The organism is Candidatus Rokuibacteriota bacterium (assembly GCA_030647435.1).
GTDB lineage: Bacteria > Methylomirabilota > Methylomirabilia > Rokubacteriales > CSP1-6 > AR37.
The window spans coordinates 109,787-122,447 of record JAUSJX010000097.1 but is presented as its reverse complement, the minus strand read 5'-3'; the positions used below and the strand labels follow the sequence as shown (position 1 = coordinate 122,447).

11 protein-coding genes are annotated in these 12,661 nt (G+C 70.4%); all 11 read right to left on the bottom strand.

Going from position 1 to position 12,661, the window contains the following annotated elements; all coding sequences use genetic code 11:
* Positions 1 to 8: 8 nt before the first annotated feature.
* Positions 9 to 1,253 (bottom strand): amidohydrolase family protein, encoded by a 1,245-nt coding sequence (locus Q7W02_17435; protein MDO8477944.1) that lies wholly within the window; start codon positions 1,251 to 1,253, stop codon positions 9 to 11.
* Entirely contained in the window at positions 1,254 to 2,069 is an 816-nt protein-coding gene (locus Q7W02_17430) for a DUF2877 domain-containing protein (protein MDO8477943.1), read from the bottom strand. It lies immediately after the preceding gene.
* Positions 2,070 to 2,104: 35 nt separating this feature from the next.
* A complete protein-coding gene (locus Q7W02_17425; GenBank protein MDO8477942.1) occupies positions 2,105 to 2,845 on the bottom strand; it encodes an ABC transporter ATP-binding protein in 741 nt (246 codons plus the stop codon).
* Positions 2,842 to 4,602, bottom strand: coding sequence for a branched-chain amino acid ABC transporter ATP-binding protein/permease (locus tag Q7W02_17420; protein MDO8477941.1), 1,761 nt, complete (start codon positions 4,600 to 4,602; stop codon positions 2,842 to 2,844). The genes Q7W02_17425 and Q7W02_17420 overlap by 4 nt, the downstream gene beginning before the upstream one ends.
* Positions 4,602 to 5,471 carry a branched-chain amino acid ABC transporter permease gene (locus tag Q7W02_17415; GenBank protein MDO8477940.1) on the bottom strand — a complete coding sequence of 290 codons (870 nt, stop codon included), beginning with the start codon at positions 5,469 to 5,471 and terminating at the stop codon, positions 4,602 to 4,604. Before Q7W02_17415 ends, Q7W02_17420 begins: the two co-directional genes overlap by 1 nt.
* A gap of 1 nt (position 5,472) precedes the next feature.
* Positions 5,473 to 6,651 carry an ABC transporter substrate-binding protein gene (locus Q7W02_17410; protein ID MDO8477939.1) on the bottom strand — a complete coding sequence of 393 codons (1,179 nt, stop codon included), beginning with the start codon at positions 6,649 to 6,651 and terminating at the stop codon, positions 5,473 to 5,475.
* Positions 6,652 to 6,782: 131 nt separating this feature from the next.
* Positions 6,783 to 8,150 carry a sigma-54 dependent transcriptional regulator gene (locus Q7W02_17405; protein ID MDO8477938.1) on the bottom strand — a complete coding sequence of 456 codons (1,368 nt, stop codon included), beginning with the start codon at positions 8,148 to 8,150 and terminating at the stop codon, positions 6,783 to 6,785.
* Entirely contained in the window at positions 8,151 to 10,418 is a 2,268-nt protein-coding gene (locus Q7W02_17400; protein ID MDO8477937.1) for an ATP-binding protein, read from the bottom strand.
* Positions 10,415 to 10,990, bottom strand: coding sequence for a DUF4390 domain-containing protein (locus tag Q7W02_17395; GenBank protein ID MDO8477936.1), 576 nt, complete (start codon positions 10,988 to 10,990; stop codon positions 10,415 to 10,417). Before Q7W02_17395 ends, Q7W02_17400 begins: the two co-directional genes overlap by 4 nt.
* A 94-nt stretch (positions 10,991 to 11,084) precedes the next feature.
* Entirely contained in the window at positions 11,085 to 12,047 is a 963-nt protein-coding gene (lpxC, locus tag Q7W02_17390; protein ID MDO8477935.1) for a UDP-3-O-acyl-N-acetylglucosamine deacetylase, read from the bottom strand.
* Positions 12,048 to 12,178: 131 nt separating this feature from the next.
* Positions 12,179 to 12,598: an archease gene (locus Q7W02_17385; GenBank protein MDO8477934.1), complete on the bottom strand. Its 420-nt coding sequence runs from the start codon at positions 12,596 to 12,598 to the stop codon at positions 12,179 to 12,181.
* Positions 12,599 to 12,661: the final 63 nt, after the last annotated feature.

Sequence of the window (12,661 nt, the reverse complement as noted above, 5' to 3'; positions counted from 1 at the left end):
TGGCATGATCACGCGCCGCTGCGCCAGAACTCCCTGCAGGTGCGCTCGTGCTCGAGGGACAGCCGCCCGGCCTTGACGACGAGCCGGCGGGGCGCCATGGTCGTCACGACCTCGGCCGCCCGCTCTGTCTCCCAGAGCACGAGGTCGGCCCGGGCGCCCACGCGGAGGCCGTAGTCGGGCAGCCGGAGGATCCGCGCGGGGTGCTCGGTCAGCATGGCCAGGATGTCGGCGACGTCGCGCTCGGTGCCCATGTGCGCGGCCGCCGTCATCAGGTAGCCCATGAGGGCGAGGTCGCCCGTGCCCATCGGGGTGAAGGCGTTCAGGATATTGTTGGTCGCCGCCGCCACGGTCACGCCCGCCGCCAGGAGCCGCTTGGCCGGCGCCACGCCGCGCCGGACGTTCCTGACGTCCTTCCGCCCCATGAGGTAGAGGTCCGTCGCGGGCAGGATGATGACGCCGACGCCCGCGTCCTTGAGGATCGCGGCGGCCCGGTCGAGCTCGTCCAGCGGGAGCGCCGCGAGCTCGCTCGCGTGCCCGACGGCGACGCGCCCCTGCCAGCCGAAGCGCACGGTCTGCTCGGCGACGTAGAGGACGTCCATATGCTCGGGCTCGTCGAAGAAGTCGATGTGGAAGTCCACGTCCACGTCGAACTCGCGCGCGAGGCGGAAGACGATGTCGATCTGGGCGTGGGCGTCCGTGTCGTTGTACGGGCAGCCGCCGATCAGATTGGCGCCGTTCCGCAGCGCTTGGGCGAGCAGGCCTTCCGTCCCGGGCGAGCGGAGGATGCCCTCCTGCGCAAAGGCGCAGAGCTGGAGGTCGATGGCCGGCGCGTACTCGCGCTTGAGCTTGGTGAGCGCCTCGAGGCCCTTGAGCCCTACGATGGGGTCGATTTCGACGTGGCTGCGCATGGCCGTGGTGCCGGCGCGCACGGCCTGGTCGAGGACCCGGCGGGCGCGGGCGCCGATGTCTTCGACCGTGAAGCGCCGCTTGGCCTCTGCGGTCACCCGGAGCGCCTCGGCCACCGTGCCTTCGATCGAGGGCGCCCGCTCGGAAAGGAGCGCCTTGTCGAGATGGATGTGAGCGTCCACGAGCCCCGGCGTGAGGACCCGGCCGCCGCAGTCCACGGCGCGGTGGGCCGGGTGGCCCGTCAGCGAGCCGATCTCGGCGATCTTGCCTTCGAGCGTGCCGAGGTCCACGAGCCGCCCGTCGGGCAGGCGACAGCCCTGCAGCAGGAGATCGAAGGACGGGATCATCTATCGCCGGGCCACGCGGGCCTCGAGCGCGCGGCACCCGAGGCGGATGCCGCAGAGGGTGTCGGCGCCGGAGGTCGCCCCCATCGCGAGGAGCCGTCTGGCCGCGTTCCCGGCGAGATCGTCGGAGCGGGCGGTCAGGAGGGCGAGGACGGGCTCGGCGAATCGCCCGTCGAGGGCCTCAAGGAGAAAGTCCCGCGCCAAGTCGGTAGTCCGGGTCCGGGCCGCCTCGGCGAGCCGGTCGCGCTGTCCCGCGTGCGCCGCGAGCCAGCCGGGCGCCAGGCGGTGAACCGCGGCTAGCGCGCCGAGCACGCAGTCGTCTCCCGCGGGCGTGAGACCCTCGCCGAACCCGATGAGCGCGCAGGCGGCGTCGGCGTATGCGCGGGCGTCGCCCGCCGCGATGCCGCGGGCGAGCGCCTGCCGCGCCCGCGCGCCGGCCGGGGAGCGCAGAGCCTGCGCGCCCGCCCGCTCGGGTAGGGCATCCGCGGCGAAGCCGAGCGGGCCGTCCGGCATCTCGAGCGCCACGCGCTCGGCGTCCCGCCAATCGAAGTTCCAGCTCCCGATCGGCATCCCGGGCGCCACGGTTCCGCGCGGGGGCAGCCGATCGAGCGCGACGGCGAACGGCGCCGCGAGCGGTCCCGGGCCGTGGAGCGTCAGCAGGCGGCCGTCACGCCAGAGGACGTTGACCGCGCGCTCGAAGACTGAGTGGACGCGGCCCGTCTTCTCGGGCTCGCGCGAGAGCCGCTCCAGCGAGGCGCTTCCCAGCCGCATCACGCGCAGGGGATCGAGGACGGCGGACCGCGGAGGCGTGGCAGGCATGGCGGATGGCATCATAGTCGCCGTCGGCCGGGCCTTCAAGGCGCGCCCGCGTTGGCGCGGCGCCCGAGGTACGCGTCGATCACCGCCGGATTGCTTCGAACCTCCCGGGCGGGGCCTTCGAGCGTGATGCGCCCGCGCTCGAGGACATAGGCGCGGTCGGCCAGTGCCAGGGCCTGTGCGGCCATCTGCTCGACCAGCAAAACCGTCACGCCTTGGGTTCTCAATCGCTCGATCGCGGCGAAGATCTCCCGCACGAGGATGGGCGCCAGGCCCAATGACGGCTCGTCGAGCAGCAGCACGCGCGGCCTGGCCATGAGCCCGCGCGCCACCGCCAGCATCTGCTGCTGGCCGCCGGAGAGGGCGCCGGCGGGAAGCTCGAGCTTTTCGGCGAGGGCGGGGAAGAGGGTGAGGGCGCTCTCGAGGTCCGCGCGGACCGCCGCAGCGTCGCGCCCGCTCGAGCGCGCCAGGGCGCCCAGCATGAGGTTGTCGCGCACGCTCTGGTCCGCGAAGACGCCGCGCCCCTCGGGCACGAGCGCGATGCCGTGCCGCGCCACCCACCACGAGGGCCGGCCGGCGATGTCCCGGCCGTCCGCGACGACCTGACCCGCGACGGGACGGAGGACACCGGCGATGGTCTTCAGCAAGGTCGTCTTGCCCGCGCCGTTGGCCCCGATGACGCAGACGATCTCCCCCGGCCGGACGTCCAGCGTGACGTCGTGGAGGACGGCGACGGCGCCGTAGGAGACGCGGAGCCCGGAGACCGCGAGCGCGCTCATGACGCGGAGCCCAGGTAGGCCTCGATCACCGCCCGGTCGCGGCGGATCGCGTCAGGAGCTCCGTCGGCGATGACCCGCCCGTAGTCGAGCACCGTGATCCGGTCCGAGACGGCCATCACGAGATCCATGTGGTGCTCCACGAGGATCACGGCCGGGCCGCCTTGCTCGCGGAGCGCGGTCAACTGCTCGTCCAGCGCCGCGATCTCAGCGGGCGAGAGGCCCGCTGCCGGCTCGTCGAGCATCAGGAGCAGGGGCCCTGTGGCGAGCGCCCGGGCGATCTCGAGCTTGCGCCGGAGGCCGGCCGCCAGCGCCTCGGCGGGCTCTTCGGCGACATCGCCGAGCCCGAGCGCTTCGAGCAGCGCCTGGGCGCGCGCCTGGATCGCGGCTTCGCGAGCGCGGGCGCCGGGCGTCCCGGCGAGCGCGCCGAGGACGGTACCGAGCCGAGGGCCCGCGACGCCCACCGCGACGTTCTCCCTCGCCGAGAGACCGCCGAAGACCTGCGCTGTCTGGAAGGTGCGGGCGATGCCCCGCCTCGCGACCGCATAGGGCTGCAGGCCGACGATGGAGCGGCCGGCGAGCGCGATGCTTCCGGCGTCGGCGGCGTAGAAGCCCGACAATAGGTTAAGGAGCGAGGTCTTGCCGGCGCCATTCGGCCCGATGAGGGCGTGGACGCTTCCGCCGTCGACCGCGACGTTAACTTCGGCGAGGGCCGTGACGCCGCCGAACGCGAGGCTCACTCCGCTCGCGGTGAGCAGCGGACCGTGCGGCTGCCCCTCACCCCGGCCCTCTCCCCAGCGGGGAGAGGGAGTCTTGGACCCTCTCCCCGCGAGGGGGAGAGGGCTGGGTGAGGGGGTGCGACTTCCTGCGCGCCGCGCTTTCGAGACCTTGCCTATCACGCCTTCGGGCAGCCAGTAGATCGACACGAGCAAGAGCGCGCCGTAGAGGATGAGACGGTAGTCCAGGAGCCTGGTCAGGAGCTCCGGCAGGATGGTGAGCGCGAGGCTGCCCGCGACGGGGCCGGCGATGCGCCCGAGCCCGCCGAAGAGGAGGGCCAGGAGGAAGACGATCGAGGTCTGCAGCGTGAAGCTGTCGGGCGAGATGTAGCCGTTCAGGAACGTGAAGAGCGCCCCTGCCGCGCCCGTGAACGCGGCCGAGACGGTGAACGCGGCGATGCGCACGTAGTAGGAGGACAGCCCCAGCGACTCCGCGGCGACCTCGCTGCTCTTGACCGCGAGGAAGGCGCGCCCCCAGGCCGAGCGGCGAAGGTTGGCGGTGAGCCAGAGCGCCAGCGCGGCCGCCAGCATCACGGTCCAGTAGTGGGTGCGGAGCGCGGGCTTGGGGATGTTGAAGATCCCGCCGGGCCCGCCGGTGACCGAGCCCCACTCGATCAGCACCCCCTCGACGATCAGGCCGAAGGCGATGGTGACCATCGCGAGATAGGGCCCGGAGACACGGAGCGCGGCGGCGGCGACCGCGGCGCCGACGACGGAGGTGACGGCGATGGCCGCGGCGATGGCCGCCCACTCTCCCAGCCCCGCGCGAGTGGCGCAGAGCGCGGCCGTGTAGGCGCCGAAGGCGTAGAGGCCCGCGTGGCCGAGCGAGGTCTGGCCGGTGAAGCCCACCAGCACGTTGAGCCCGGCCGTCACGATCGTCAGGAGCCCGACGGACATAGCGACGTAGAGGTAGTACGTGTTGGACGTGAGGAGCGGAATGATGGCAGCCGCCGCGGCGAGGGCGGCCCAGCCCAGCCGGTCCACTACACCCGCCTCGACGGCTTATCGCCCATTAGTCCCCACGGCTTCAGGATCAGCACCAGGATCACGAGCCCGAAGCCTACGATCTCGCGGGCGCGGGTGGAGATATAGCCGGCAGTGAAGGCCTCGACGAGCCCGTACCCGAGGCCCGCGATGACGATGCCGGGCGCGGAGGTGAGCCCGCCGATGATGGCGACGGCGAAGGCCTTGAGCCCGATGATGGTGCCCATCTGCGGCGCCACGTTGAGGAGCGGCGCCAGCAGCACTCCGGCCACGCCGGCCAGAATGGCCGAGAGCGCGTAGGAGGCCATGACCGCGCGAGGGATGTTGATGCCCATGAGCCCGGCGGCCTCGGGGTTCCAGGCCACGGCCTTGAGCTGCTTGCCGTACGAGGTCCGGTGGTAGAAGAGCTGGACCACGCCCATGAGCAGGAGCCCCACTACCGGCACCAGGAGCTCTTGAGGATAGAAGCCGGCCGAGCCCACGAAGATGGGCTTCTGCATGAGCGGCGAGGGGAAGGCGCGCGCGTCCTTGCCGAAGGTCAGCTGCGCCACGTTCTCCGCGATGATGCCGACGGCGATGGTGGCGAGCAGCCAGGCGGGCGAGGCGCGGAGGAAGAAAGGGCGGACGGCGATGCGCTCGACGAGGGCGCCGTAGCCGGCGAGCGCGGCCAGCGTGATCACGAGGGCCAGGGGGAAGGGCCAGCCCAGCGCTACGAAGACGGTGTAGGCGACCACCGCGCCCGCCATCACGGCGTGGCCCTGGGAGAAGTTCATGGTCCGGCTGGTCGCCCAGGTGATGTGGTACCCGAGGGCGACCAGCCCGTACATGCTGCCCAGGGCCAAGCCGGTGACGACGAGCTGGACGAGCAAGTTACTTCATAGTCACCGGGACGATCTTGCCGCTCTTCCAGACGACCATGACGTAGTCTTCGTCGGTCAGCGCGTCGTGCTGCTCGGGCGTGAACGGCCGCTTGTAGGTCTTGATGAGCCCCTTGTACTCGCCCTTGAGGTTCTCGAGCGCATCGCGGACCTTGGGCCCGTCGGTGGATCCGGCCTGGTCGATGGCGAGCGCGACGAGGTGGAGGCCGTCGTAGGCGTTCGCCGTGCCCACCGGCGCGATGACGTCGCCCGGCTCCTTCACGCCGTACTTCTCGCGCAGCATCTTGAGCACGTACTGGCCGCGGTCGCTCTGCTTGCCGGAGAAGGTGTACGTCTGGAGGAAGGTGACGCCCTCGGACAGGTCGCCTGTCAGCTCGGCGAAGCGGCCGCCCGAGATGCCCCAGTGCGAGATCATGGCCGTGTCCCAGCCGAGCTTGGCCTTGGAGCGCAGGACCTGCGCGCCCTCGGGCGCGTTGGCCACGAGCACGATGTGGTCGGCGCCCGCGCTCTTGAGGCGGAGGAGCTGCGGGCTCATGTCGGGGTCGTTCCAGTTGAAGCGCTCGACGCCGACCGCCTTGATGCCCTTCTCGCCGAACCACTTGGTCAAGCCGGCCTCGTTGGACTGCCCCCAGGGCGTGTTCTCGAGCAGCAGGCCCGGCTTGCTCTTCTTCAGCACCTCGATCGCGTAGCGCGACAGGAACCGGTCGACGTAGTCGTCGTTGGCCGAGACGCGGAACACGTAGTTCGGCGTCTGCCCGTTGCGCGTGATGTTGGTGCCGGCGGCCCAGGCGCCCATGTACGGCGTCTTGAGCTCCTGCCAGACCGGCACCTGCGCGAGCGCTACCGTCGTGTGCAGGCCGCCGAAGATCGCCGCGACCTTCTCGCGCTCGACGAGCTCGCGCGCGATGGTGACGCCCTTCTGGGGGTTGCCCTCATCGTCGCGAATGACCAGCTCGAGCTTGCGCCCGCCGAGCACGCCGCCCTTGGCGTTGATCTCGTCGATGGCGATCAGGAGCCCGCGCTTGATCGCCTCACCCGAGGCGGCGGAGCCGCCGGAGACGGCGGCCGACAGCCCGATCTTGACGGGCTCCTTCGATTGGGCAAGCGCCGGACCGACGGCGCTGAGCGCGACAGCCAGCACGATGGAGAGAAGCCCGGAGACACGTCGCATCCTGATCCTCCTTGGCGGGTCGAGACCCGAGTGGAATCTTGTCCCAGGTTGTGCCCGGCTGTTCCACGACGGCACTGGCGCGGCAGGGGCCCTACCTAGGTATCACGAAACCCCGCTGAAGGAAACGCCCGCTACGGCTTGGGCGGGCTGATGCCGTAGGTCTTGAGCTTGCGGTAGAGGTGACTGCGCTCGATGCCGAGCTTCTCGGCCGTGCGGGTCATGTTCCACTCGTGCGCGCGCAGCTCGCCCAGGATGTAGGCGCGCTCGAAGGCGTCGCGGGCGTCCTTGAGCTTCCGGTCGCGCTGCGGGCCGTCGCCGGCCTCCGCCTCCTCGCGGGTGCGGAGCGGTGGCGGCAGGTCCTCTGGACCGATGACGTCGCGGGGGGCCATGATGACCAGCCGCTCGACCATGTTGCGGAGCTCGCGCACGTTGCCCGGCCAGTCGTAGGTGAGGAAGTAGGCGAGCGCCTCGGCGGCGATGGTCTTCGGGCGCCGCCCGTTCTCGGCCGAGAAGAGCGCGATGAAGTGCTCCACCAGCGCCGGGATATCCTCCTTGCGCTTGCGGAGCGGCGGCACCTCGATCGGGATGACGTTAAGCCGATAAAAGAGATCCTCGCGGAAGCGGCCGGCGCCGATCTGCTCCTGGAGGTTCTGGTTCGAGGCGGTGATGACGCGGACGTCCACGCGGATCGTCTCCTTGCCGCCGACCCGCTCGAACGCCTGCTCCTCCAGGACGCGCAGCACCTTGGCCTGGGTCTTGAGACTCATGTCCCCGATCTCGTCGAGGAAGAGCGTGCCGCCGTCCGCCAGCTCGAACTTGCCCCGGCGGCGCGCCACGGCGCCGGTGAAGGCGCCCCGCTCGTGGCCGAAGAGCTCGGACTCGATCAGCTCCTCCGGTACCGCGGCGCAGTTGACCTCGACGAAGGGCCCCTCGGCACGGGTAGAGCGGGCGTGGATGGCGCGCGCGACCAGCTCCTTGCCCGAGCCGCTCTCGCCGTGGATGAGGACGCGCCCCGTTGTCGGCGCCGCGACCGCGATCTGCTGGCGCAGCTCCTCGATCACGGCGCACTTGCCGACGATCTCCTGGCCGCGCTCCACGCGCTCCCGCAGCTGGCGATGCTGCTGCTCCAGGCGGGCATGCTCGAGCGTGCGCTCCACGACGAGGAGCGTCTTCTCGAGGGAGAGCGGCTTTTCCACGAAGTCGTACGCGCCGAGCTTGGTCGCCTTGACGGCGGTTTCGATGGTGCCGTGGCCCGAGATCATCACCACGGCCGTCTCCGGCCGCCGCTGCTTGATCTCGGCCAGCGCCTCGAGGCCGTCCATGCCGGGCATCCAGATGTCGAGGAAGACCAGATCCGGCGCGTCGTCGGCGAGGCGCGCCAGCGCCTCCTCGGCGGAGCCCACGGCCGTGACCCGATATCCCTCGTCTTCGAGCACGCCCCGCAGGGACGTCTGGATGGCGCGCTCATCGTCCACGATCAGGATGTGCTCGGCCGACATCTAGCCGGCCTTCACTGTCGCTTCGGGCTCGGCCGGGGCGACCGCCAGGCGGCCAACGGGCAGCTCCACGACGAAGCGCGTACCCTGCGGCACGGCGTCCTCGACCCAGATGGTGCCGCCGTGGTCGGTGACGATCTGGTGCACGATGGGGAGGCCCAGGCCCGTGCCGCCGGCCTTGGTCGAGAAGTACGGCAGGAAGAGCCGCTCCTTGTCCTCGGCCGGGATACCGGGGCCGTCATCTGCGACGACGATGCGCGCGCGCCGGCTCTCCGGCAGCCAGATGGTCTCGACCGTGACGGCGCCCACGCCGCCCACCGCCTCGACCGCGTTGTCCACGAGGTTCAGCACCGCGCGCTTGATCTGGTCCGGGTCGACCTCGACCGGCGGCATGTCGGGCGAGAACGACGCCTTGATGGCGAGCCCGGGATGGGACTCGCGGTAGAGGACGACCACGCCCTCGAGCAGGCGCCCGAGGTCCGTGGCGCGGGGCTGGAGCGCCGGCATCCGCGCGAAGCGCGAGAACTCGTCGACCAGCTGCTTGAGCCCCTCGACCTCCTGCACGATGGTGGCCGTGGCTTCTTCGAGGAGCTGCTTCTCCTCCGGGCTCCGGTCGGTGGACAGCCGGCGCCGGAGTCGCTGGGCCGAGAGCTGGATCGGCGTCAGCGGGTTCTTGATCTCGTGCGCGATGCGCTGTGCGACTTCGCGCCAGGCCGCCAGGCGCTGGGCCTTGAGGAGCTCAGTCAGGTCGTCGAAGACGAGCACCATGCCCAGGTAGGCGCCCTCGGGCCCCTTGAGGACCGTCGCCGAGGCCAGCAGCGTGACCGCGTGGCCATCGCGACGGAGGTGGACCTCGCGCTCGAGCGCGCCCTCGCGCAGCCGGTTCATGCGCTGGATCAGCGCGGCGAGCTCGGAGTGCATCGGCGGCCGCAGCACGGCCGAAGCGGGCTGGCCTTGGGCCGACGCGGCCGGCACGCCCAGCATGCGCTCGGCGGCGCCGTTGATGGTCGTGATGCGCCCGGCCGGGTCGAGCGAGAGCACGCCCGTGGCGACGGCCTCGAGGACGGTCTCCGTATAGCGGCGCCGCTGCTCGACCTCCTCGTGCTTGGCCTGGAGATCGCGGTACGTGTATTCGAGCTTGGTCTGCGAGGAGGCGAGGTCGCTCGTCATCCGGTTGAAGGAGTCGACGAGGACGCCGATCTCGTCGTCGGCGCGGACCAGGACCTTGTAGTTCAGGTTGCCCGCGGCGACCGCCCGCGTGCCCTCCGCGAGCATCTGGATGGGCTCCGTGATGCCGCGCGCGAGGTAGAGGCCGAACCACGTCGCCGAGAAGACGATGACGAGGGTCATCAGGAGGAAGAGCAGGATGTAGATGCCCTTGAGCGGCTGCTTGAGCAGCCGAAGCTGCTTGTACTCCTGGAAGGACTGGCTGATGCCCCGCAGGCGGGACTCGAGCCGCTGCGTCACGTAGCTGCCGACGACGAGCGCGCCCGCGACTCCGCGGTCGCTGCTCTTGATGGGCACGATGGCCTGGATCATGTCGCCCCGATCGAGCTCGTGGACCGTCGTCACTTCCTTCCCGGCGAGCCCCTGTCTCACCTGCTCCTTGTTCACCGACTTCGTCGGCACGGCGGGCCCGATCGTCGCGTCCCTGGCGTGCACGATCAGCTGGCCGCCGCGGTTGAAGACCGTGATGGCGGCGAGCCCGAGCCGCTCCTGCTGGCCGTTGAGGTACGTCTGCAGCACCGGGCGCTGGTTCGGGGCCATGAAACCCTCGCGCGCGAGCACGTCGGCCATGTAGCGCGCGTGGCGCAGGGCCATGGCCTCCTGGCCCTGGTAGTACGTCTGCGCGACCTCGAGGGCCTGGTCGAGCGGCCGCTCCACCTGCGGCTTGAACCAGCCCTCGATCGACGTGTTGATGAAGTTCGACGCAATGATGAAGATGAGGATGGCCGGCGTCAGCGACAGCGACAGGAAGGCGAGGACAAGCTTGGCCTTGAACCGGGCGCCCAGGACCTTCTGCCGCCGCTCGAAGGCGAGCTTGACCAGGTTGCGGAAGAGCAGGAGCACGAGCAGCAGGAAGACGATCAGGTTCAGGTTGAAGAGCGCGAATACGGCCAGGTTGGAGGCGAGGGGAACCTGTGGCGTATGAAGCCAGACCTTGAACCCCCACCACGCCAGGGCCAGGAGCGCGAGCCCGCCGGAGACGATGAGCAGGTTGCGCCGGTAATGGCCCCGCTGCTCGGCCGGGGTGTCGATCAGCGGGCTCACTGGCGCCTCGTGGGTGTGAGCAGCGGCGACTGGACCCAGTCCGACTCGGCCGCCTCTCCGCTGAACCGGGCGATCCACGAGTTGACGCCGTTGAGCGAGACGTCGGCGCGGACCCGGATGAAGTAGAGCTCCTGGGGGTCGAGCGCGGCGTCCGGGGCGAGCTTGCCGGCGCGGAGCTCGGAGACGACGCGCTGGGCCTCGCGGAACTTCTTGGTCATGAAGGGCTCGCGCTCCTCGCCGCCGAGCGACACGACCTTGTACTCCTTGGTCGCGGGGTTGTACGTCACCTGGCGCTCGATCGTGCGCGATTGCAGGAGCCGGTTGCGGAAGCGCTGCTGCCAAAGCTCTACGAGGAAGCGCACGTGCACGGGCACGCCGCTGTGCAAGCTCTCGGTGAGCGTGGACGGCACGGCGCCCAAGAGCACGCCCTGGACGGTGACGTCGAAATCGTTGAGGAAGATGGAGAGGTTGCTGATGCGGAGGTCACTCTCGGCCCGGGCGGCCGGGGCCGGGAGACAGACCACGAGCAGGGCGACCAGGGCGATCACCCAGGGGCTAGCCTGGTGGCTCACGGCTGGAGGTCTTCCCACGGACACGTCATTATAGCGTCGGGCGGGGCCAGGAGCCCGGGAAAGCCGGGCAGCTTGGAGGGGTTTGAGTCGGCTGCTAGAGGGCTGCGATGCCGGGGTGGGACGAGAGGCCGTTGCCCGGCACGAGCCGCTCCAGGCGACCTGCGAGGGTCCCCGGGGCTTGCGTCTGCGGCCGCGCGACCCGCTGGCGCCGCTCGGCGGCGAGGGCGTCCATCATGGCGGCGACCAGCTCGTGGTTGAGCGCGTGGCCGGCGTTCCTGGCCGTGATGTGACCCGTGAGCGGGCGGCCCAGGAGCCAGAGGTCGCCCACCAGGTCGAGCATCTTGTGCCGGACGAACTCGTCCTCGAAGCGGAGGCTGTCGTTGAGCACCGAACGCTTGCCGACCACGACGGCATTGTCGAGGGAGCCGCCGCGTGCCAGCCCGTTCTTCCGCATGGCCGCCACGTCCTTCAGGAAGCCGTAGGTCCGGGCCGGGGCCAGCTCGTCCACGAACACACTCTCGCTCACATCGAGGGAGACGACCTGGCAGCCCACGACGGGATGCGGGTTGTCGAGCGTGTAGGTGATGCGGAAGACGTCCGAAGGGGCGATCTCGAGCCAGCGGTTGCCGTCCCCGACGCGCACGGGCTCGCGGACGGTGACCGCGCGGCGCGGAACTGGCAGCGTGACGGCGCCCGCAGAGTAGAGCAGGTCCACGAAGGGCTTGGCGCTGCCGTCGAGGGCGGGGACCTCCTCGGCGCTGACGTCGGCCACGAAGTTGTCGATGCCGAGCGCGGCGGCGGCGGCCATCAGATGCTCGATGGTGCGCACCCGCACGCCGAAGGCGCCGAGCGTGGTTGCCGCACGCCCGTCTACGACATGCTCAATGTCGGCCGGGACCAGGGTCCCGTCAGCCGCTCGGAAGAGAATGCCGGTGTCAGCGGCGGCGGGGGACAGCGTGAGCTTGACCGGTTCGCCGGAATGAAGCCCAATACCTTCCACCGAAACCTGCCGCCTGATCGTCCGCTGGTAGCTCATACCGCGGCGGGTATAGAGCAAGTGAGATGCCATCCCGGACAACATGACATAACCTTTTGTTTTATCTGACTGTTCCTGCATCGAACCGGCCAGCGAGCCCGCGTTCCGATGACTGTAGGACACGCCACCCGGGCCCGCTTGTCTCATTTAGGCTACGCATTCGGGCCACCACCGCCCTGGATGATGACACGCGCTTCAGACCCGTCGCCAACTGCGAGCACCGCGGCACCGTCTTTGCTGATCCCGCGCACCGTTTCCCGCGGGATGTGGCGGGCCGGGTCGAGATCTTCCCCGTGGAGGCGGCAGTGCAGGCGCAGCGGCTCGCCGCCCGGGGCGGAAGCATCGAGAGCGAAGATCGTGAACTCGACTCGCCGTGGGACGAAGCCCTCGACGTCCAGCACGTACAGGCACTCGTTGAGCCAATTCACGAGGAGAGTCTCGGGTGCTCCACCGTGGGCACGGACCTCGCGCGCGTCACGCTCCTCGACCGAGGCCGGATCCGCCAGGAGGGCGAACACGCCGAGGGCCACCTGCGCGAAGGCCTCCGGCAACGTCGCGCCGCGGCCGACCACGCCCCTGCCTCCGCCGGCCTCGACATAGGTGCCAGCCTCGAAATACGTGAACGCTGGGGTAAA